This window comes from Pseudomonas sp. AK181 (genome assembly GCF_051122975.1).
GTDB lineage: Bacteria > Pseudomonadota > Gammaproteobacteria > Pseudomonadales > Pseudomonadaceae > Aquipseudomonas > Aquipseudomonas lactis.
Genome location: NZ_CP146348.1, coordinates 2,394,550 through 2,415,386 on the forward strand (window position 1 = coordinate 2,394,550; position 20,837 = coordinate 2,415,386).

Genomic DNA, 20,837 nt, shown 5'->3' on the forward strand with positions numbered 1-20,837 from the left:
TTTGCATTGAGCGCCACCCCATACTCATTTGAAGGCCCGGGTAAATTCGGGTTTCCACTTTGCCCAAGGACCTGCCATGAACATCGAACTCTTGCAGTTAGCCGGCCGCGATGGCGACACTGCTTATAACCTGGGACGCACCTTGGAGGCCATCGCCAACTGCAAGGCGGATACCCATTTGCTGGTATTCCCGGAAACCCATTTGATGGGCTTCGTCGGTGGCGAACAACTGGCCAACGTCGCCGAGCCCCTGGACGGCCCGACACTGCAAACCGTGCAACAGGCGGTACGCCAGCGCAATGTGTCGGTTGTCATCGGCTTGGTCGAATGTGATGCGGGCGCCTATTACAACACCTCGGTATTGATCACTCCCGAGGGCATTGCCTTACGGTATCGCAAAACCCATTTGTGGCCCTCCGAACGTGCAGACATCACACCCGGTGACCGCTTTGTCACCACGCTGTGGAACGGCGTGCGTGTGGGCCTGCTGATCTGCTACGACATCGAACTGCCGGAAACCGCGCGGGCGTTGGCGCAGCTGGGCGCCGAAGTGATCATCGTCACCAACGGCAACATGGACCCCTACGGCCCGGTGCACCGTACCGCGATTATGGCCAGGGCCCAGGAGAACCAGCTGTTCAGCGTAATGGTCAACCGCGCAGGGCAGGGCGATGACGGCCTGGTGTTTGCCGGCGGCAGTGCGGTGGTCGACCCGTTTGGACGCGTGCTGTATGAAGCCGGGCGCGAAGAAACCCGGCAGGTAGTCCGCCTGGACCTTGCTCAAATCCAGGCGGCCCGCCTGGATTATCACTACCTCAATGATCGTCGGCTGCTGCTGCAAGGCGAGACTGTCGAGCACCTCGACGGCCGCCGTGAAATGCTCATCCGCTGACCGCGTTTGTACCCTCCATAACAATAATCAGCTGGCGCCCACGTGCCGGCCCAGGAGTTCGTGATGATCGCTATTCGATGCATGCAATGGGGGCTGGCTGCCGTTATCGGCGGCGTAATGGCCTGCGCCCAGGCAGAGGAACCGAAGGTCAATATCTATAACTGGTATGACTTCATCGCGCCGACTACGTTGAAGGATTTCCAGGCGCAGACCGGCATTCAATCGGCCTACGACGTGTTCGACAACAGTGAGGTCATGCAAAGCAAACTCATGGCCGGGCGCAGTGGCTATGACGTGGTAGTCGCCACTGGCGATCTGTTGCCGAACCTGATCAAGGCCGGTGTGCTCAAGGAACTGGATCGCTCTCAACTGCCGAACCTGTCCCATCTGGACCCGGACATCCTCGCCAAGGTCAACAGCAACGACCCCGGCAATCGCTTTGCCGTGCCTTATTTGTGGGGCACCACGGGCATTGGCTACGACGTGGCCAAAGTCCAGGCGCTGCTGGGCAATGACGCACCGGTGAGCTCCTGGGACCTGATTTTCAAGGAGGAAAATCTCGCCAAGTTGGGCGAGTGCGGCGTGGCCATGCTGGACGCGCCCGCCGAGATCATTCCGATCGCCTTGCACTATCTGGGGTTGCCCTACAACAGCCAGAACCCGGACGACTATGCGAAGGCCCAGGCACTGCTGTTGAAACTGCGCCCGCATATTCGCTACTTCGATTCGTCACGCTTCATTACCGATTTGGCCAATGGCAATATCTGCGCTGTCGTCGGCTGGGCAGGCGGCGTGATGGACGCGCGCAAAGCCGCCGATGCTGCCGGCAATGGCCGCCAGATCCAGTACAGCATTCCCAAGGAAGGCGCGCCGATCTGGGTGGAAAACCTGGTGCTACTCAATGATGCACCGAACCCTCAGCAGGGCCTTGCGTTCATTGATTACATGCTGCGCCCGTCCGTGATTGCTGCGTCGTCCAACTATCTCAGTTACGCCAATGCCAATCAGGATGCCAAGGCAATGGTCGACGAAAAAGTGCGAGACAATCCAGGGGTTTACCCTTCTAAAGCGGTGCTCGATACGCTGTTCGCGCTGGAGCCGCTGCCCTTGAAACTAGAGCGAGTGCGCACGCGGGTCTGGAGCAAGGTCAAGAGCGGGACCTGATTGCGCGGCAGGCAGTGATCGGTCTGAATTGGACCCGATGAACGCGGTGTTTATACTCAGTGGACCTGCATTGTGAAAGAGGCAAAAAACACATGGAGCTACACAAGGAGCAAGGAATGGTCTACGGCCAAGAGAAAGAAGCGCGGACAGGGCGACGATCAACGATGCTTCGCGCTGCCAGCGCGGAATGTTCCGGCGTGCGTCTGCGGGTAGTGCTCTCGGAGTGCAAGATCGCGCCAATGGATTTCGCGCTATTTCTGAAGATCAGCCCCCAGCGGCTGACCAATTGGTTTTCTCGTGGTATCCCGCACTTGCAGCTCGATAGGATCGCAGGACTGTTGAGCGTTAATGCACAGTGGCTGGAAACAGGGGCTGGGGAAAAATTCCTGGCGACAAGCGAGTAGTGAAGCCCTGCGGGAGCACATAGCAGAGAGCCCCCGGCAGGCGGGGGCTCAAGGTCTGCAACAGCAGGATTCCCCAACCGCAGGGTGGGCGTCCCTTGAGATGACGAAAGTGATGAAGGTATGACGCGGCCAATGCGCCGTTGACGCACCGCGGTCTTTGACTAGGGCTTGGCGGCGGGTGTCTGTCAAACCGCGTCAGGCACATGCCGGCTTTATGGCCGGTAGTCAGTACTCGTCCAGCAGGAAAACCGCCGTAAGGTCCCGGTCCGCTTCCGTGAAGACACAGAGGTCCAACCCGTCACTGATGACATAGAACGACAGCAGGTAACCGCCAAGTTCCAGAGCCGCGTCGTTGTAGCGCCGATGCTCTGCGCGCACATCGCCCCAGTCGCCGCAGATGTGCCGGCGCACGTAGGGAAGCGGGTCGAGCAGACTCTAGCAAGGTAGACCGTTTCGACGGCGAGGTCGCGGTCACAATCACGCACGTGATGGCGTTGCTTGTGGGGTCGACAGGCGTGCGTTGGTTGGGTAGGAAAGTTCCATGGGGGCCGGCTCTTGGCAGCGTGTCCAACCCCGCAGGTACTTCATCGTTCGCTGACCCATGACGGTGTCACTTTTTATGGGTGAGGGCGTTCGGCTCCGCTGGTTTCCTTGACCGCAAATATCAGGCAGCGCACCGCTTCACGATCTTGTTCCGACAAGCAACGGTAGTAGTGGACCAGGCGCTCTTCCTCTCGGTTGAGCTGTCGGGGCCGCAGGGCTGTACCAAGGGCGGTACGCAATGAGGGGAAAAGCGAAGTATTTTGCATAATCCAAGTTCTTCATGAGATGAATGGAAACGTGGGCTTCTTGCCCAGAACAACTGAATACATAACGTTTATTTTAGAAAAGGGCTCGTCATTTTTCGTGACTGCTGAGTTTTTCAGATGGGGCCGTCGGAAGTGTTTGGCGAAGGTGTAGGAACGATCTTTCACGGCCGGGGGAATAGAGGTGCGATTGAGCGGGGAGCCAGCCAAACTGGCATCCCTGGTCAGATTGGCGGTTGGGAGGTGCGAGCCCGTCAAAAGCGGGACACCTCCTTGAAGGCGCAGGTCAAATAGCGCATCGCCACCCGGTCGGTTTCCGACAGCGTGCGGAAGTGTTCAATCAAACGTGCTTCTTCATCCGTGAGGATGCGCAGCCGGCGCCTCGGCCAGAACACAAAAATCAGTTGTGAAACATTTTTGGTCGATGGCATGAGCCTTGTCCTCTCTTGCGGGAAAAGCAACTGGTCGTGTGCTGTGGCGGGGGCCGTCTGGGCGTTATGGGCAAGCAATCAAGGGCATTTATGGTGAGTGTAGAAAGCTGTTCTCATCTGCGTGAAATATTTTTTCCAGACCGGTTTTGTTGTCAAAAAATGTTTTTTGCGCATACGAATACGTACCTGCTGGGTAGGCGTTCGATGACCAGATTGTCGCTGGCGTCGTACTGGTAGCGCTTCTGCAGCAGTGGGAGTTCTTCGCGGGCGACCTGCTGGTAGTGCACAGCTTTCTGGCTGAGGCGGCCGCATCGGTCGTAGCGGGTACGGGTCCCCTGGATCGCCAGCGTCAACGCCTGCAACGGTAACTGCGCGCGCAACTGCTGGCCAAATAGCCGCTGGCGCTGCAAGGCGTCGTCGCTATCGGACAGCAGCAGGCGCTTGAGGTAGTCCGGGTAGGCCTTACCGATGTCCACGCGCTGAACCACTGACTTCGCGTTCCATGGTGGTCAGGATAGGCACCAGTCCGGGGTAGCGCTGGCCGCCGGCATCAATCAACATCAGGCCCGGCATTAGTTTGCCAAGGCCAGGTGGCGGACAGTGCCTACCGTGTTGCCCATCTCAAGTTGGCCCAGCAGCGCTTCCTGCTGCAGAAGGATCTGGTGCGAGAGGCCGGCGCCAACGACAGCGCAGTGTTGAAGGTGATCTATGCCCATGTGACACCGCCATTGGATCAAAAGTTGTTTCTGGGGTTGCTGGTGGGGGACTGAGTACCTGGCGGGGTTACTACAAGCCACGCAACGACCCGCTCAACGGCGGAGCCGGCAATGACTTCCTGCTGGCCGGTAATGTGGGAGCTGGCTTGTCTGCGATGACGGCCTGCCAGCCGCCCCATATCTATCTGACACCTCACGATCAACCTGTGGGAGCGGGCTTGCTCGCGAAGGTGGCCTGACAGCCGACCGGGATGTTGGATCAGATTGAGTACATATCCGTTATTTAGGTAACGGCCACTTAGGGTTCCGCCCTGACGGCGGCTCACTTTTGAAAAGAGCCCAAAAGTAAGCAAAACGCTCTTGCCCCACCACTCGGCACCTCGCTTGGGCTCGGTGTGCCCGAACGCAGGCTTGAATCCGTGGCTAACCCGGCAGGACGCCGGGTTAGCCGCCCCGCGCCATGGATGGCGCGTGGCGGCGGCCCACGGATTCAAGCCTGCGTTCGGCCAGCGTGGTTTAACGGGGCGCCTAAGATCAAGAGCAGATCAAGATCAAGAGCGACTCGCTTCGCATCGTGGTTACCGGGGGTTGTGGCGAGCTGTACAGTGGGGTGAATGCCTATGTGCATTCGCTCCACTGTCAGGCCGCCACGGGAGCAAGCTCCCTCGCCACAGGTGCGGGTTTGCCATGTATTCAAACCCGCTGCCTCAAAGCCTCCGTTTACTTGAGCGTGACGTCGAGCATCGGCGGGATGTAGCCGTAGTCATACTCGGCGACCACGAACGTTTGCTGCCCTTTGATCTTGATGCCCACTGTCGGTGCTTCGGTGCCGCCGATACGGATCTGTGTGCCGGTGTTGTCGGTCGGTACGCTGTCGATGAAGGAGGTCACCAGGCCGTTGGGCATGACGCAGTGCGAGTAGGTCTGGAACGGTTGGGAGGACGGGTTACCCAGCACCAGGCCGGAGCCGTTCAACGGTACATACGGGCCGAACAGCGAATCGGCGACGAAGCCGTACACGCCGTCCGGGCCGGTCACGCCGTCGGCGTAGGTGAAGGTGTGGCTGATGGTGAACAGGTAGTACTTGCCGTCCTGGAACACGAAGTGCGGGCGTTCGGTCTGGTCGTTGACACCGACCGCGGTCAGCAGCGGTGGCAGCATTTCCCAGTCGTCACCGTCTTCGTCACGGGCCACGGCGATCCCGACGCAGGCGGTCTGGAAGCGCGAGTTGCCGACGTCTTCATAGCCTGGCGGCACGTCGCCGATTTCGGCTTTACCGACCTTGTGCGAACCGCGTTCGCCGGCCACGTTGCCTTCGAACAGCATGTACAGCTTGCCGTCCTTCGGGTCGCGGAACGGCCATGGATCGCGAAAGCCCCAGAAGGCGTTTTGCGCTTCGGTCTGGTACATCTTGCCGTCCGCCTCGAACAGCGGCTTGACCTTCTCAAAGCCCACCAGGCTGACCCCATGCTCGGTGGTCACCACGCGGCCACGCACCTTGACGATGGTCGCGCCGGGCGTGACGGCGGTGTAGTACAGGTCTACTTCGCCTTGCTCGTTCAACAGGATCGGCGTGCCGGCCCATTCGCGCACGGTGGGCGAAACCCCTTCAGCCATTACCCGGCCGCCGAGTTTCCAGTCTTTGCCGGTGCGGGAGAACCAGTAGTACATCTTTGCCCGGCCATGGCGATCGTTCCAGTCGCGGATGACGTCGTAGTTGCCATTCTGATCGAGGTATTGCGGGTCGTTCGGGTGGCGATCTGCGGTGAGGGTGAAGATCACCGACCAGCCGTCGACGGAGGTGATGTTGCCGTCGATATCACGCAGCGGCATGGTGTCCCAGATAAACACCTCGTCGCTCAGTACCGGGAAGTTCGCGCTGACCAGTGGCTGGGTGGTGGTGGGGTCGTCCGCATGCACTTTGAGCGCATCGGCGCGGGTCCACAGGCTGGGTTGATGGGGTGTTTTGCCAAATTTCGCAGGGGTGCTTTTCATAGGAAACCTCGTCCATGAAGGGAATCAAAATACTGTATTTATATACAGTAATTCGAATTTAAAGGACTCGGATCTCTGGGTCAAGGGTAAAAATGCATTTATGCATAATTCGTGATTTTTTTAGAGCTGATACGTTTCATCTCGTCTCGTTTCTAGAAGTTAGTCCCTTCAGCTATCGGCGTGGTCGGGTGGCGACCACTGGCGAGAGCGTGGTCAGATCAAGCCTCGCTTGAACTGATCAGAGATCAAGTCAGCCAGTATCCGCACCGGTTCGGTAAGGCTTTGGCGAGACCGGTGTATGAGCCCGATATCACGATGAAAGGTGTGTATGCCCAGATCGAGTGCTCGCACACCCAAAGGCCACTCCGGATCTCTGCACGTTTGCGGCACCAATGCGACGCCTACACCCTTTTTGACCAACTGGAGGATGGCCTCCAGCTCATCCAGTTCGCACACCTCATGCAGCGCGAAATGCATTTGCCGCACAAATCGATCAACCTGCCGGCCGCCGAACGATGAGCGGTCATAGCGAATGAAAGGATGGCTGGACAGGAGCGCCGACCAGTCTTCACCGGGCACTTCGCTCGGTACTATCAGCCGGTAGGGCTCCCGCGCCAGCGTCGTCCAGTGCAGGTCACTCTGAAGCGAGAAGGGCGGGCGAATGATGGTGGCCATGTCGATCTCGCCAGCGTCGACGAGGTTGACCAATTCCATCGACAGCCCTGGAATGACTCGCGTGCGACATTGCGGGCATTGCTGGTGAAACCTGGCCAGCGATTCGGGTAAATATGAGCGCTGCACCGACGCGATAGCGCCGATAGTCACCCGCTCGTTGGCGGGTTGTCCCATCGTCGAGGAACCCAGGTTGTCGTAAAGCTTGAGCAACTCCTGAGCTTGCAAGAGCACCTGGTGACCCATTCTATTGAGATGCGCCGAGCGTCCTTTTCTGTCGAAAATCTCGACGCCCAGTTCAGCTTCGAGGCGCTGGATTTGTGCGCTCACAGCGGCCTGGGTCAGGCCGATTCTGTTGCCGGCAGCGGCAAAAGTGCCTTCCCGCGCAACCGCGATGAGTGTCTTGAGTTCTTTGATCATTCACAAATATTAATTGTGTTTCTAAGCAAAATATATTGATTTTTATGTTTGGTTTTCCGTCCTACGATGTTTCCCATCCCCGGCAACGGCTGAGCCTAGCGAGTCAATGAGGGGGATATTTCGCCAAATCACAAAAAAAGCACTGGAGATCTGATGAGCCTCTCGCCATTCCACCTCGCAATACCTGTTTACGACCTGACTGCAGCGCGGACCTTCTACGGTGAGGTTTTTGGTTTAGAAGAAGGACGTTCCAGCACTCAATGGGTCGATTTCAATTTCTATGGTCATCAACTGGTGATTCACGAGCACCCCAAAACCGCCTCTCAAGAAAGCGTTCATAGCAATCCGGTCGATGGTCACGATGTGCCTGTTCCGCACTTCGGCATCATTCTGGGCTGGGAGCAATGGGAAGCCTTGGCCGAGCGGCTGAAGTCGTTTGGTACAGAGTTTGTGATCGAACCGTACATTCGTTTCAAAGGTCAGGTGGGTGAGCAAGCCACCATGTTCCTGTTTGATCCTTGCGGCAATGCCCTTGAATTCAAGGCGTTCAAGGATATGGGCCAGCTCTTCGCGAAATAAGAACGCCCCTGGCACGGCGGCGCTGTGCCAGGTGATCTCACGTGAGCTGCAAGCTCATGACTCTAGCAACTGCAGATAACGCAGACCTTTCATTCCAACAAGAAGGCTAGACATGAAACGTATCCCCTTGGTGTGGCAAATCGTTGCCGGGCTGTTGCTTGGCGTGCTTGTCGGTTGGTACTTCAATACCCATCCGCACTATCAGGCCTGGGTCAGCGTGCAGGTTCTGAAACCGCTCGGTGACATCTTCATCAAGATGATGAAGATGGTCGTTGTACCGATCGTATTCTGCTGCATGATCCTGGGCATCACGGGCGGCGCAGACAGCAAGTCATTTGGCCGCATGGGTGTGCGCTCGCTCGGTTATTTCTTTGCGATCACCGCGCTGGCCATCGTCATGGGCTTGTGTTTCGCAAACCTCTTGGAACCTGGAACCGGTACCGACATTTCCGGTGTCTCGCACAGTGGCGCATCCATCACGCTAGAGCCGCCGAAAGGGGCGCTGGTTATTTTGCAGAACATTGTTCCCGATAACGTGTTGGTTGCGATGTCGGAGGGGAAATTGCTGTCGGTGTTGTTTTTTGCCGTGCTGTTCGGCTTGGCATTGAACGCATTACCGAAAGAGAAAAATGCACCAGTGATCGCATTGCTTCAAAGCATTTCAGATGCGATGTTCAAGGTTGTTTCCATGGTCATGGCTTATGCACCTGTGGGTGTGTTTGGCATGATCGGCGCGACGGTGGCGACGTTTGGTTTCGCTTCCTTATTGCCGTTGCTCAAGTTGATTGGTGTGGTTTACCTGGCGCTGATTGCTTTCGCTTTAGTGGTGCTTGGCGGTATCTGTTACTTGATTGGCGAAAACATTTTCAAACTGATCCGTTACCTGCGCGATGAGTTGATTCTCGCGTTCTCGAGTGCCGCCTCAGCCGCAGTGATGCCGCAGTTGATGACAAAGATGGAAAGTTACGGCGTGCCGCGTCGGATCGTCAGTTTCGTGGTGCCGGTGGGGTATGCGTTCAACCTCGATGGCGCGTCGATCTTTCTCGGCGTGGCGACGATCTTTGTCGCGCAACTCTATGGCATCGACCTGTCGTTATCCCAGCAGATTCTGTTGGTGGTGACCATGGTGCTGACCTCTAAGGGGGCTGCAGGGGTGCCGGGTTTTGCCATCATCATTTTGTCAGCGACATTGGCCTCGGCAGGTCTGCCATTGGAAGGCGTGGCGTTGATCGCTGGCATTTTCAGGATCATCGACAGTGGTACCACCACGTTGAACGTATTGGGTAATGCCGTCGCTCCATTAGTCATCGCCAAGTGGGAAAAGGTCGAGCTCAAACCTACAAGGGATGCCGCGCGGGCCTAATCGTTTATACGAGCATTAATAGGCGAGCATTCAGGTGGTCATTGGTCAGTTCGTGTCAATGAGAGTAGACGACCGGTCTAGTTTGCATTAGGCTCTCGTCATTATGAAAAAATCTAATCTGGACATGCGACAGCACATCATCGATGTAGCGAAGTCACTGATGACCCACAAGGGCTATACCGCCGTCGGTCTTATGGAGGTATTGACGACGGCGGGCGTGCCCAAGGGCTCGTTTTATCACTACTTCCGCTCCAAGGAGGAGTTCGGCCAAGCACTGCTGGAAGAGTATTTCCAAGAGTATATCGGTCGGGTAGACATCGTCATGGCAGCGCAAGGGACTGGCGCCGAGCGGCTGATTGGCTACTTGAGTTATTGGGCTAAGACACAGGCTTTCGATCATCCCGAGGAGAAATGCCTGGTGGTGAAACTCGGCGCAGAAGTGTGCGACCTCTCAGAGGACATGCGCAGCGTACTTGAAGAGGGCACCACACTGATTATCCAGAGGATCACGCGGTGTATTGAACAGGGGATGGCCGATGGCTCCATCACGTCGACCCAGAACGCCGAGACATTGGCTGAATCGTTGTATCAACTGTGGCTGGGCGCTTCACTGTTAGTGAAGGTGCGAAACACCACGGCTGCTTTCGAAACAGCGCTGATCACGAGTAAGCGCCTGCTGGCATAGGGGCGTTTTTTTTTACCACTTCACTAGACGACCGGTCTAATTTATTCAGAGGCTTTATGACTGCTATGACCCTAGATACCGACCTTTTTTCTCCTGCGCATATGGGGGCGTTGCAATTGGCCAACCGGATTGTCATGGCGCCAGTGACACGTAGCCGAATGGCCGATGACGGTGTACCGAATGAACTGCATGCCACTTACTACGCTCAACGTGCCAGTGCCGGCTTGATCATTGCCGAAGCGACAAACATTTCTGCTCAAGGGCGTGGCTATGCCATGACGCCGGGAATCTGGTCGGAAGAACAGGTGGCTGGCTGGAAAAAAGTCACCGACGCAGTACACGCGGCGGGCGGCAAAATTGTCAGTCAGTTATGGCACGTGGGGCGTTTTTCCAGTGTCGAGCTGCAACCCAACGGCGAAGCGCCGGTAGCACCTTCGGCAATCAAGGCTGAAGGCAGTACGTACACCGAAAAGGGCTTTGTCGAGGTGTCGATGCCTCGTGCGCTGCAAACCTCGGAGATCCCAGGGATCATCGAGCAATACAAGCGAGCCGCCGAGAACGCCAAACGAGCCGGTTTTGATGGCGTAGAAGTGCATTCGGCCAACAGCTATCTGCTCGATCAATTCCTGCGCGACTCCACCAATCAACGCACTGATCAATACGGCGGTTCCATTGAGAACCGGGCTCGACTGACGTTGGAAGTCACCGAAGCCGTGGTTTCGATATGGGGTAACGACCGCGTCGGTATTCGCCTTTCACCTGTGACCCCGGATGCCGGTAATACCCCTCCCGACAGTAACGTCATGGCGACTTACGGCTACCTGATCCAGCAGCTCAATCAGTTCAACCTGGCATACCTGCATTTTGTTGAAGGCGCCACGGCGACCTCCCGCACCGTGCCCGAAGGCGTGGACCTGGATGCATTGAGTGCGCAGTTTGAAGGGCCATTCATTGGCAATAACAACTACGACCTGGCGATGGCAATCGAACGCCGAGCGCAGGGCCGGATTGATGCGGTGGCCTTTGGTCGCTTGTTCATTTCCAACCCCGACCTCGTGGAGCGTCTGCGCCGCGGTATCGAGCTGACCATCGCGCCACGCGAGAGTTACTACGGTGGGGGCGCAAAGGGTTACACCGATTGGCCAACCGCGGACGCCTCAATAGCAAGCTCTAGCGCCAAGTAAGGCACAGGCGTCGCAATAGTATTCATCGCAAAAGGTATAGAACATGAATTACCTGCAAAACAAGGTAGCCATCGTCACGGGCGCATCCTCAGGCATCGGCGCGGCAACCACCCGGGCGCTGGTAGCGCAGGGTGCGCGCGTGGTTGCCGCCGCCCTTGATGAAGAGGCTTTGGAGTCTTTCGTCGCTGATCTGCGCGAGGCCGCCAGTGAGGTGGTCGCGTTTACTACTGACGTGACCCGACCGGATCAAACCCAGGCGCTTGCCAGGTTTGCGCGTGAAACGTACGGCGCCATCGACATCCTGGTGAACAACGCCGGCCTGATGCTTTTTTCCCGGTGGGTTGATCTGGCCGTGCAGGATTGGGAAAAAATGATCGATGTGAACATCAAGGGTTACCTCAATATGACGGCTGCGGTATTGCCGTTCATGTTGGAACAGAAGTCCGGGCAGATTCTCAATATGGACTCTGTTGCAGGGCATCAGGTAGGGCCGTCGGCGGGTGTCTACAGTGCGACCAAGTTTTTCGTCCAGGCCATGACCGAGTCCATGCGCAAAGAACTTGGCGTGCAGCACGGTATTCGCGTTAACACGATCAGCCCCGGCGTGATCAATACGGGATGGGCGGACAAGGTCAGTGATCCGCGGGGGCGCGAGGCTGCCCAGGCGCTGAACCGGATTGCAATTGGGCCTGACGATGTCGCCCGTGCAGTGATTTACGCGCTCAACCAGCCGGAAAACGTCACCGTCAATGACTTGATCATCTCGCCGACGCGCCAGGATTGGTAACGGGCGGCGGTCATTGCCTCATTCAGCAAGACCCCTCGGCTATGTCAGGCGAGCGGTGTGGCATCTCATCCCTCCATGAAAAGAAAAACAAGCATGTCAAAGAATATCAAGGCAGTACCCACCCAAGAGTACAACGCTGTCATCGCCACAGCCAATCAGTACGTGGAAGGTCTGCGTACCGGTAATGCTCACAGCGTCGCACAAGCCTTCCATCAAGACGCAGTGATGTATGGGTTTACCAATGGCGAGCTGCTCGGCGGCCCGATCAACAACCTGTTTGATTTCGTTGAGAAGAACGGCGGCGCACCCCAAATCACCACCCGCCTCGACGTATTGGCAATTACGCCGAGCACCGCGGTGGTGCGTGTCGATATGGAAAACGACGCGATTGGCGCCGATTACAACGACTACCTGACACTGATCAAAATTGAGGGTGTCTGGAAGGTGATTGCCAAGGTGTATCACCGGTTCGACGCGTAAGCATCAACCGATCCCGGCACGCCTGATGCCGGGATCGCCGGGCTGTCTATTCAATGGGTTATACGATGCCAATGGTTGAATTTTCCGCTGTTTTGAACAGCGATGCACAACGCGCCTGGAGCGTGGTGAAGAAGTTTGGTGAGATCCAGCAGTGGCACCCTGCGATTGTCGAAAGCCACCTCGAGGACGGCGAGTCCGATGGGGCTGTTGGGTGTCTGCGCACACTGACGCTGTCTGATGGGTCGGTTGTGAGAGAGCGCTTGTTATCCGTCGATGATCGCACCTTAACGCTGTCCTACCGCTTTGAAGAAGCACCACTGCCTCTGGATAACTACGTGGCAACGGTACGTCTGGTGGCTTTGACGGGGCAAGACCAAACGTGCATCACTTGGTCTGCGTGTTTCGACCTCCAGGAACCCAATACCGCGCAACATTATCAAGCCTTGATTCAAAGCTTGATAGTCGATGGCCACCAAGGACTGCAGTTGTGGCTTGCTCAGTGTCGCTGAGTCCAGCGGCAGGTCCTTAAATATATTGAACCCAACCCGCACCCGCGCACCAAAAGTTACATAACCTGGAGGTGCATCATGCAAACCACTTACTTCTGGATCGGCCTGGCAGTGATTCTCGTACTGCTCGACGCGTGGATCATCAACAGCATCTGGCGCAGCGATAACGCCTCGGCCAGCAAGGCAGGCTGGAGCGCGGTAGTCGTGGTGCTGCCGTTTCTGGGCGCGGCGATATGGGCAATTGCCGGCCCACGGGGCGTCACCAAGGGGCCGTCTTCTCCCGAGCACAGCAAGGGTTGAATCCGGGCCCCGCTATGAACAACCCAGACCCTGGCGACTTACGCAGCCGCAACTATCCGGTGCAGGAAAACATGGCCTTGCAGCGCAAGGTCTGGCGCTTTGAACGGGTAGGTTGGTATGCGCTGCTGTTGCTGATCGGCTTGAGCTTGGCAGGCTTGTTTTCCAGCGGGCCGCTGAGCACCCGTGAAGTGCGCAGTGCCGATGGGCAGTTGCGCGTGGAGTACCAACGCTTTTTGCGTAATGGTGCCTCCGATGGGCTGGTGATTCATGTGCAAGATAAGGCCCAGGAACCCCTGGAGGTCGAGTTGAGCGGTGAGCTGCTGCGCGGTTTCAATATCGAGATGCTGCAGCCTCAGCCGCTCAAGGCCAGGGCGGCCGGGGAGGGCGTGAGCGTGTGGATGCTGAGTGACAACGCCGGCCAGGCGGTGTTGTACCTGACCTTGCGCAGCGACACGATGGGCAGCGTCGATACCCAGGTGTCGCGGCCAAAAACGGGCGCGTCCGTGCGCTTTTCTCAGTTCATCTACCCTTGAGCGCCTGCCCCACGCCTAAGGGCGTGAGCGGCACAGTTTTTCGATCAAGGTGATGAGCGAATCATGGCCCACGGGTTTGCTGACATGCGCGTTAAAGCCCGATTCAGTGGCTTTTTTCTGGTCATTGCCGGCGCCGTAGCCGGTCAAGGCAATGGCGGGAGCCTGTCGAAGTTGGCCTACCTTGCGCAGCTTCTGCATCAGTTCGTGGCCATTCATTTTCGGCATGCCGATGTCCGAAATAATCACGTCGTAATGGGCATCCCGGGCCGTTTCAAGCGCGCTCAAAGGGTCGCTGAACGCACTCACTTGGGCGCCCTCCATTTCCAGCAGCATGTTCAGCACCTCAAGCACTTCGGCTGAATCATCGACCAGTAACACCTTGAGGCCATTGAGGCGCTGATCTTCGTGCTGGGTAGCGTCGCTATCCAGCAGATGATTCTGTTGTTCGCACAGCGGCAACCAGATCGAGAAGGTGCAACCAAAGCCCAACCCTCGCGAGTGCACACTCACCGAACCGCCATGGGCTTCCACCAGTTGGCGTACCAGCGACAAGCCAATGCCCAGGCCTTCACGCTGGTGGGTCTGGTGCTGGTTTTCCGCTTGCCCGAACAGGTCGAAGATTTTTTCCAGGCTGTCTGCGGCCAGCCCTGCGCCGCTGTCGATGACGTCCAGTTGCGCGCGCCCGTCCGTTCGGCCGACCACCAACTGCACCTGGCCGTCCTCGGGGGTGAATTTCAGGGCGTTGTTGACCAGGTTCCAGATCACTTGCTCGATGCGCGTGGGGTCTACGTCAACGATCAGTGGGCCCGGCACCGAAGGGGTTTGAAGGCTGACCTGGCGACGGTGGCCGTCGGCAAGCACCACGCTATGAATGTCCTTGAGGGTGCGAATCAGGTCGATCGGTTGCTTTTTCAGCTTCAGCTTGCCCGTGCGAACCCGGGCGACGTCCAGCAGGTCGTCAATGATCCGTGCCTGGCTGGATACCGCCTCGCAGATGGTATTGACCGCCTTGATGGCCGGCCCCGCAACCTTGGTGGCGGGCAAGCGCCGCAACAGTTCCGCGTTCAACTGGATCAGGTTCAACGGATGCTTGAGTTCGTGGGACATCACCGCGAAGAACTCATCCTTGAGGTGGCTGTTGGTCTGGGTTTCCTTCAAGCGCTGATTCTGTTCATCCTGGGTGCGCTTGTGGCCGGTAAGGTCCCGGGCAATCTTGACGTAGCCGCGCAAACTGTTGCTCTTGAGCTGGGTGACCTCGCCGCTGCAATAGAAGCGGCTGCCGTCCTTGCGCACGTGCCAGCGCTCATCTTCGCCACGCCCATGTTCGCGGGCAGTGCGCAGTTCGCTCTCCGGTACGCCAGCGGAGCGGTCTTCCGGGGAGAAAATCAGGTCGTAGTAAGCGCCCAGCACCTCGTCCTTGGTGTAGCCGAAGATCAGTTCGGCACCGGTGTTCCAGTCGGTGATGGCGCCGTGGTCATCGAGGATGATGATGGCAAAGTCATGGGTGCTCTCGGCGACCAGGCGCATGCGCTCCTCGCCCAGGCGCAGTTCCTCTTCGGCCTGGCGCCGCTTGGTGATATCAATGAAAGTCAGCACGGTGCCATCAATGTGATCTTCGCTGGAGCGGTACGGCAGTAACCGCGCAATGTACCAGCGGTCGTCGTTGCTGCTGATCTCCCGCTCGATCATGCTCAGCGACTCAAACACGGTGGTGGCGTCTTCGGTCATTTGCGGGTAATCGAGGCGGTGGGTGATGTCCAGCAGCGAACGCCCGGTGTCCACCGGCAGCATGCTGAAAATATCCGTGGCTCGCGGCGTGAACCAGCGAATGCGCATGTTGCGGTCGACGAAGACCGTGGCGATGTCCGTGGACGCGATCAGGTTGGTCAGGTAGTCGTTGACCTTGTCGGTCTCTTCCACCTTGGTCTTGAGCTCGAAATTGACGGTCAGCAGTTCTTCGTTGATCGACTGCAGCTCTTCCTTGCTGGTTTCCAGCTCCTCGGTGGCCGAGCGCAGCTCTTCGTTGACGGCCTGCATTTCTTCGTTGGAGGCCTTGAGTTCCTCGCTGGAGACTTCCGCCTGTTCGATGGTGTCCTGCAGGTGCAACTTGGTGCGTTGCAACTCGCGCTCCAGGTTGCTCATGATCGCGTTTTCGGCCTGGCTGACGGTGTCGATGTCGGGCAGTAGCGGGTCGACGGCGGTTTCCTGGAAGATCACCAGCACGTAGTCGTTTTCGGTCGCTTCATCGCGGTAGGGGCGGGCGCTGATGTCCACCAGGAAGGGGCCTTGCTCGCGCTGGATGCGGATCTTGCGCGAAGACACCGGGCTGTTCGATTGCTGGACCTGGAACAGCGTGGTGCGAATATCCAGGCGTAAATCAGGATGCACCAGCGTCAGCAGGTTGTGCGTCACCTCGCCGGCCACGTAGCGCAGGAATCGCCCGGCGCCTTCGCTCATGTGCAGGATATCGGCCTGCATATTCACGATGACGCTGGGCGGCGCGGCTTTTTCCAGGGCGCGCAGGTGGATGTCCGCGAACGAGACCTTGTTGGGCGCCTTGGCTTCAATCGTCAGCGTCGTGGTGCTCGGGCGCAGATAGCCGCCTCTCGGCATGGTTGGGGCGCGACGTACGGCGGATGAGCCGGCACGCACCCTGAAAATGCGGTTGCGCTTGTCCACCGGTACGAACAGGTCCAGGCAGCCGTCGGCCGACTCCGAGGAGCCGAGGAACAGGTAGCCACCGGGACGCAACGCGAAGTGGAACATTTGCAGGATGTCGCGTTGCACTTCGCGGTCCAGATAGATCAACAGGTTGCGGCACACGATCAGGTCGATCTGCGAGAACGGCGGGTCGGCCAGCAGGCTGTGTTTGGCGAACAGCACCTTTTCGCGAATTTCCTTGCGCACTCGGTAGTGCTGGTTCTTCTCTTTGGCAAAGTACTGGCGCAGCCGTTGGGGCGGTACGTCGGTGATGATCGCTTCGGGGTACACACCATTGCGGCCATGGGTAATGGCCCGCTCATCAATATCGGTGGCAAACACCTGCATCTTTGCGCCGCTGGCATCCAGCGCCAGTTGCTCGGCCACCAGCATCGCCAGGCTGTAAGCCTCCTCGCCGGTGGAGCAACCCGCCGACCAGATACGCACCTCCTCACGGTGCGGCACGCTGTCTTCCAGTGACTTCACCAGGTTGGGGATCACGTCTCGCTCAAGCGCTTCGAAGGCCTCCCGGTCGCGAAAGAAGTTGGTCACGCCAATCAGCATGTCGCCCAGCAACGCCTTGGTTTCGTCCGGGTTGGCCTGGAGGAAGTTGTAATAGGTGGCCAGGTCGGGTTGAGCGGTGACTTGCAAGCGCCGCTCGATACGCCGCAACACCGTGGCGCGCTTGTAATGCTTGAAGTCATGCCCGGTACTGGCGCGCAGCTGGATCAGAATATCCAGCAGCAGCTGTTCGGCCACGGCGGCATCGCGTTCGGAGCTGGGTGGGGTGGTCTTGATCTCAGGGTCGTTGGCGGTGGGCAGGACAATCGACTGAGCATTGCGCCACAGTTCCAGCAGCTTCTGCGGCATTTCCACCACGGGCAACACCAGGTCGACCATCTGGGTTTCGATGGCCGCCAGCGGCATGCCGTCGTACTCGGCGTCTTCCGGCGCTTGTACCAAGGTGATGCCGCCTTGCTCTTTGATCCGTGACAGCCCCACCGCGCCGTCTGAGCCGGTACCGGACAGGATCAGGCAAAACGCGCGTTCTTTATGGGTGTCTGCCAGGTCGCGAAAAAACAGGTCGATGGCAATGTGCGATCCACCATCGCGCACGGCAGGCGAGACCGCGAGGTAGCCATCGTTCATCTTCAACAGCTGCGCCGGTGAGATGACGTACACGTGGTTCTTTTCGATGGGCGTGGCGTCATTGACCTGCGACACCGGCATGCGGGTCGTTTCCTGGATGATCTTGTCTGCCACGCTTTGATGGTCGGGTGAAAGATGCAGGACCACCACGAAGGCCATGCCGCAGTCTTTGGGCATGTGCTCAAAAAACGCTTTCACGGCTTGCAGCCCGCCCGCCGACGCACCGATACCCACCACCGGGAAACTCAGGTTGCTGGGGGTCAGATCTTTGCGTTGCGGTACGTTGGGGGACCGCGGGGGGGCAGACTTCATAAATACCAACCTTGGTTAACGGCGCACAGGAAGACGGGGTGTAGAGGGAAGAACTTGAACAACGAGGGCGAGGGCTGAACCGACAGTGAAATATAGCTGAAAACCTGCTGCCAACAAAAATGGCTTGAGGCCACCCGGCCATTCGACGGACCACTACGACCCGGTTGAGACGCGTAACCGTCGGAAGGTTTAATCAAACTGACGAGTGGCCACCGTGGGTGCACGGTTATCCGATTTTCTGAAAATCCGTCTGAACTTCGCTTCCTGGCAAACCCTCGCAAAGAGAAACCCACCCAGGAGACGTTCTGATGAACAGCTACCCAAAACCACCGTTTCAACCCCAGCAACAGCCCGTGCCAGGTGAGCAGCGCAAGATGGACCCGATGCCCGACTGCGGTGAGCAGTCCTACCAAGGCTCAGGCCGGCTCGCGAATAAAATCGCCTTGGTCACCGGCGCCGACAGTGGCATCGGGCGGGCGGTGGCCATTGCCTTCGCACGTGAAGGCGCGGACGTGGCGGTGTCGTATCTGGATGAACATGAAGACGCCAAGGAAACCGCACGCTGGGTCGAGGCGGCGGGCCGTCAATGCCTGTTACTGCCCGGCGACCTGGGCAATGCGGCGCACTGCACGGCAATCGTTAACGACACCGTGGAGAAGTTCGGACGCATCGATGTGCTGGTCAACAACGCGGCGTTCCAGATGACCTATCAATCGCTGGAAGACATCCCCGACGAGGACTGGGTGAAAACCTTCAACGTCAACATCACCGCGATGTTCCGCATCTGCAAGGCCGCGCTGCCGCACATGGCCGAGGGCAGTTCGATCATCAATACCAGCTCGGTCAACTCCGACATGCCCAACCCCAGCCTGTTGCCCTATGCGGCCACCAAAGGTGCGATTGCCAACTTCACCGCTGGCCTGGCGCAGATGCTCGGCGAGCGCGGGATTCGCGTCAACAGCGTGGCACCGGGGCCCATCTGGACACCGTTGATCGTCTCGACGATGACGCCGGACATGGTGAAAAACTTTGGCGGCAACACCCCACTGGGACGCCCCGGCCAGCCGGTGGAAGTGGCGCCGATCTATGTGCTGCTGGCGTCGGATGAAGGCAGCTATATTTCCGGCGAACGCTACGGTGTGACGGGTGGCAAGCCGATACTGTGATCAGTGAGGAAGGAGGGGGATATGAGCGAAGCCTCGAAGCGCCACGAATCGAACCACTCCGAGCGAAAGGTGCGCCCGCCGGCGGCTAAGCGAAACGATAAATCGCAGGCACCGGCAGGCGGACAACAGGGGAAGGAGCAAGGCGGTGTCGCCCCTGGCGGGCCTTCGAAAGATCCCGAGTCAGGGGCATGAACGCGAGGGGTATTCGCCGGGCCTGACATCCTGAGCGGCTGTCAGGCCGCTATCGCAGCACAGGTATCGACACAATTTTTTAGCTTGTAGCAGCACCCAACGGTAACCACGATGCGAAGCGAGCCGTTCTTGATCTGCTTTTGATCTTGATCTCAGGCGCCCCGTTAAACCACGCTGGCCGAACGCAGGCTTGAATTCGTGGGTAACCCGGCAGGACGCCGGGTTAGCCGCCCCGCGCCATGGATGGCGCGTGGCGGCGGCCCACGGATTCAAGCCTGTGTTCGGGCACACCGAGCCTAAGCGAGGTGCCGAGTGGTGGGGCAAGAGTCTTTTGCTTACTTTTGGGCTCTTTTCAAAAGTGAGCCGCCGTCAGGGCGGAACCCTAGGTGGCCGTTACCTAAATAACGGATATGTACCCGGTCCAACTGTGTTGACTGTTAGGCCGCCATCGCAGGCAAGCCAGCTCCCACATTTGGATCGTGGGGTGTCAGATCGATGCGTGCCCGCTGACGTTATTTTCGCTTGGAACGATGAATCCGCATCCACTCCCGATAAGCCACCGTACGCTGCGCATCCGCACGTTTCTTCGCCTCGGTAAAGCGCGCCCACGTCTGCGCATCGCCGCTGTAGGACTCGATAATTTCGTACGCCAAGGCATCCAATCGATCCGCTTCAAAAAACATCTCGGCGTTTCGCGCGACCTCATCGTCCCGCCTGTTTGTCGTTGTGTAACCAAGAGTCTGGCTGTTCATCCTCTGAGGCCCTCCGCCCATTGAATCTGTGCCGCGCCACTCCAGCGCACCTGGGTAATGCCGTATTTCTCCGCCATCGGTTTAGACACACGCTTGAACGTGTGTTGCCCAAATTTGGGGATCACCGCCACACCAGCGTCACAACTGGCCCAATGCCAAGCCTCGGCATTGTCCATGCGCGGCGCGCGCACGATGAAGGACTTGGGCTCGCCGTGCAGCTGGTACTCGATAGTGAATAGGTCGTTGTGTTTAATGAGCCCTCCTTGATACTCATGAACTACAGATATTTGACGTCAAAAATAATTCAAATAAGTTGTCCGACAATTCGATGACTGGGCGCAGGGCGTGGATGAGGCTTAATCATCTACCGTAAAGGTGACCCATCCAGGCCCATTCGCCGGGCGTTGCAGCTCGGCGATCACCCCGCTGACAGAGGACCCGTCAGGCAAATTGACGGTGATAAAGTTGGGATTGCCGGGCCAATCCATTGGCGTGTCAAAGTCCAAGCGGGCGATGGTCGGTTTGCCACTGCTGGTCATTTGAATATTTTTTGAGTCGTTAAGACGTTCATCTGAGGGTGTGCCAAGATGGCGCGAGGCAGTGATGACACTGGCAGTACCTTGGTAATCGTAAGACATGCTGGGTT

23 protein-coding genes and 1 pseudogene are annotated in these 20,837 nt (G+C 58.0%); 14 read left to right on the forward strand and 10 right to left on the reverse strand.

The window, feature by feature from the left end; genetic code table 11:
• Positions 1 to 76 precede the first annotated feature (76 nt).
• From V8689_RS11480 to V8689_RS11490, 3 genes are all read left to right on the forward strand, one after another.
• Complete coding sequence (locus V8689_RS11480) at positions 77 to 892, forward strand: carbon-nitrogen hydrolase family protein (RefSeq protein ID WP_056787586.1); 816 nt, start codon at positions 77 to 79, stop codon at positions 890 to 892.
• Positions 893 to 955: 63 nt separating this feature from the next.
• Entirely contained in the window at positions 956 to 2,056 is a 1,101-nt protein-coding gene (locus V8689_RS11485) for a polyamine ABC transporter substrate-binding protein (RefSeq protein WP_056787582.1), read from the forward strand.
• A gap of 116 nt (positions 2,057 to 2,172) precedes the next feature.
• On the forward strand, positions 2,173 to 2,460 hold the full coding sequence (locus tag V8689_RS11490) for a hypothetical protein (protein WP_150072860.1): 288 nt from the start codon (positions 2,173 to 2,175) through the stop codon (positions 2,458 to 2,460).
• A gap of 225 nt (positions 2,461 to 2,685) precedes the next feature.
• Here the strand turns inward: V8689_RS11490 and V8689_RS11495 are convergent, their stop codons facing one another.
• The 4 genes and pseudogenes from V8689_RS11495 to V8689_RS11510 all read right to left on the reverse strand — a co-directional run.
• Positions 2,686 to 2,871 carry a hypothetical protein gene (locus V8689_RS11495; protein WP_056787577.1) on the reverse strand — a complete coding sequence of 62 codons (186 nt, stop codon included), beginning with the start codon at positions 2,869 to 2,871 and terminating at the stop codon, positions 2,686 to 2,688.
• A 649-nt stretch (positions 2,872 to 3,520) separates the two neighbouring features.
• Positions 3,521 to 3,697, reverse strand: a complete 177-nt coding sequence (locus tag V8689_RS11500; RefSeq protein WP_177343011.1) for a hypothetical protein — start codon at positions 3,695 to 3,697, stop codon at positions 3,521 to 3,523.
• A 152-nt stretch (positions 3,698 to 3,849) separates the two neighbouring features.
• Positions 3,850 to 4,173 carry a hypothetical protein gene (locus V8689_RS11505; RefSeq protein ID WP_056787574.1) on the reverse strand — a complete coding sequence of 108 codons (324 nt, stop codon included), beginning with the start codon at positions 4,171 to 4,173 and terminating at the stop codon, positions 3,850 to 3,852.
• Positions 4,169 to 4,285 (reverse strand): annotated as a pseudogene (locus tag V8689_RS11510) (AraC family transcriptional regulator); the annotation flags it as partial. The pseudogene V8689_RS11510 and the gene V8689_RS11505, both read right to left, overlap by 5 nt.
• A 2-nt stretch (positions 4,286 to 4,287) precedes the next feature.
• Here V8689_RS11510 and V8689_RS11515 point away from each other — a divergent pair.
• Positions 4,288 to 4,467, forward strand: coding sequence for a hypothetical protein (locus V8689_RS11515; protein WP_056787572.1), 180 nt, complete (start codon positions 4,288 to 4,290; stop codon positions 4,465 to 4,467).
• A gap of 666 nt (positions 4,468 to 5,133) precedes the next feature.
• On the opposite strand, the gene V8689_RS11520 is transcribed toward V8689_RS11515, so the two are convergent.
• Together V8689_RS11520 and V8689_RS11525 are read right to left on the reverse strand one after the other, a co-directional pair.
• On the reverse strand, positions 5,134 to 6,408 hold the full coding sequence (locus tag V8689_RS11520) for a glycoside hydrolase family 68 protein (RefSeq protein ID WP_056787569.1): 1,275 nt from the start codon (positions 6,406 to 6,408) through the stop codon (positions 5,134 to 5,136).
• 213 nt (positions 6,409 to 6,621) lie between these two features.
• Positions 6,622 to 7,500 (reverse strand): LysR substrate-binding domain-containing protein, encoded by an 879-nt coding sequence (locus V8689_RS11525; protein ID WP_056787568.1) that lies wholly within the window; start codon positions 7,498 to 7,500, stop codon positions 6,622 to 6,624.
• Between the two features lie 153 nt (positions 7,501 to 7,653).
• Between V8689_RS11525 and V8689_RS11530 the strand changes: the two genes are divergently transcribed.
• The 9 genes from V8689_RS11530 to V8689_RS11570 all read left to right on the forward strand — a co-directional run bounded on the left by V8689_RS11530 (position 7,654) and on the right by V8689_RS11570 (position 13,920).
• Positions 7,654 to 8,079 (forward strand): VOC family protein, encoded by a 426-nt coding sequence (locus V8689_RS11530; protein WP_056787564.1) that lies wholly within the window; start codon positions 7,654 to 7,656, stop codon positions 8,077 to 8,079.
• Positions 8,080 to 8,191: 112 nt separating this feature from the next.
• Positions 8,192 to 9,442, forward strand: coding sequence for a cation:dicarboxylate symporter family transporter (locus tag V8689_RS11535; RefSeq protein WP_056787561.1), 1,251 nt, complete (start codon positions 8,192 to 8,194; stop codon positions 9,440 to 9,442).
• 103 nt (positions 9,443 to 9,545) lie between these two features.
• Positions 9,546 to 10,127, forward strand: a complete 582-nt coding sequence (locus V8689_RS11540; RefSeq protein WP_056787558.1) for a TetR/AcrR family transcriptional regulator — start codon at positions 9,546 to 9,548, stop codon at positions 10,125 to 10,127.
• A 56-nt stretch (positions 10,128 to 10,183) separates the two neighbouring features.
• Positions 10,184 to 11,311, forward strand: coding sequence for an alkene reductase (locus V8689_RS11545; protein WP_056787555.1), 1,128 nt, complete (start codon positions 10,184 to 10,186; stop codon positions 11,309 to 11,311).
• A gap of 43 nt (positions 11,312 to 11,354) precedes the next feature.
• Positions 11,355 to 12,098 (forward strand): SDR family oxidoreductase, encoded by a 744-nt coding sequence (locus tag V8689_RS11550; RefSeq protein WP_056787550.1) that lies wholly within the window; start codon positions 11,355 to 11,357, stop codon positions 12,096 to 12,098.
• A gap of 93 nt (positions 12,099 to 12,191) precedes the next feature.
• Positions 12,192 to 12,578, forward strand: coding sequence for a nuclear transport factor 2 family protein (locus V8689_RS11555; protein ID WP_056787545.1), 387 nt, complete (start codon positions 12,192 to 12,194; stop codon positions 12,576 to 12,578).
• A 65-nt stretch (positions 12,579 to 12,643) separates the two neighbouring features.
• Positions 12,644 to 13,087 carry an SRPBCC family protein gene (locus V8689_RS11560; protein ID WP_056787542.1) on the forward strand — a complete coding sequence of 148 codons (444 nt, stop codon included), beginning with the start codon at positions 12,644 to 12,646 and terminating at the stop codon, positions 13,085 to 13,087.
• Between the two features lie 78 nt (positions 13,088 to 13,165).
• Positions 13,166 to 13,387: a PLDc N-terminal domain-containing protein gene (locus V8689_RS11565; protein ID WP_003190416.1), complete on the forward strand. Its 222-nt coding sequence runs from the start codon at positions 13,166 to 13,168 to the stop codon at positions 13,385 to 13,387.
• A 14-nt stretch (positions 13,388 to 13,401) separates the two neighbouring features.
• Positions 13,402 to 13,920: a hypothetical protein gene (locus V8689_RS11570; RefSeq protein WP_056787540.1), complete on the forward strand. Its 519-nt coding sequence runs from the start codon at positions 13,402 to 13,404 to the stop codon at positions 13,918 to 13,920.
• Between the two features lie 15 nt (positions 13,921 to 13,935).
• Here V8689_RS11570 and V8689_RS11575 read toward each other — a convergent pair whose 3' ends face one another.
• A complete protein-coding gene (locus V8689_RS11575; protein ID WP_056787536.1) occupies positions 13,936 to 18,081 on the reverse strand; it encodes a CheR family methyltransferase in 4,146 nt (1,381 codons plus the stop codon).
• 308 nt (positions 18,082 to 18,389) lie between these two features.
• Here V8689_RS11575 and V8689_RS11580 point away from each other — a divergent pair, with 308 nt between their 5' ends.
• On the forward strand, positions 18,390 to 19,247 hold the full coding sequence (locus V8689_RS11580; RefSeq protein WP_056787533.1) for an SDR family oxidoreductase: 858 nt from the start codon (positions 18,390 to 18,392) through the stop codon (positions 19,245 to 19,247).
• Between the two features lie 704 nt (positions 19,248 to 19,951).
• On the opposite strand, the gene V8689_RS11585 is transcribed toward V8689_RS11580, so the two are convergent.
• The 3 genes from V8689_RS11585 to V8689_RS11595 form a co-directional block, all read right to left on the reverse strand.
• The gene (locus tag V8689_RS11585; protein ID WP_032892362.1) at positions 19,952 to 20,191 is read right to left on the reverse strand and encodes a hypothetical protein; all 240 of its coding nucleotides are present in this window, start codon (positions 20,189 to 20,191) and stop codon (positions 19,952 to 19,954) included.
• On the reverse strand, positions 20,188 to 20,445 hold the full coding sequence (locus V8689_RS11590; protein ID WP_003190423.1) for a DUF6555 family protein: 258 nt from the start codon (positions 20,443 to 20,445) through the stop codon (positions 20,188 to 20,190). The genes V8689_RS11585 and V8689_RS11590 overlap by 4 nt, the downstream gene beginning before the upstream one ends.
• A gap of 102 nt (positions 20,446 to 20,547) precedes the next feature.
• Entirely contained in the window at positions 20,548 to 20,829 is a 282-nt protein-coding gene (locus V8689_RS11595; protein ID WP_056787530.1) for a hypothetical protein, read from the reverse strand.
• Positions 20,830 to 20,837 lie beyond the last annotated feature (8 nt).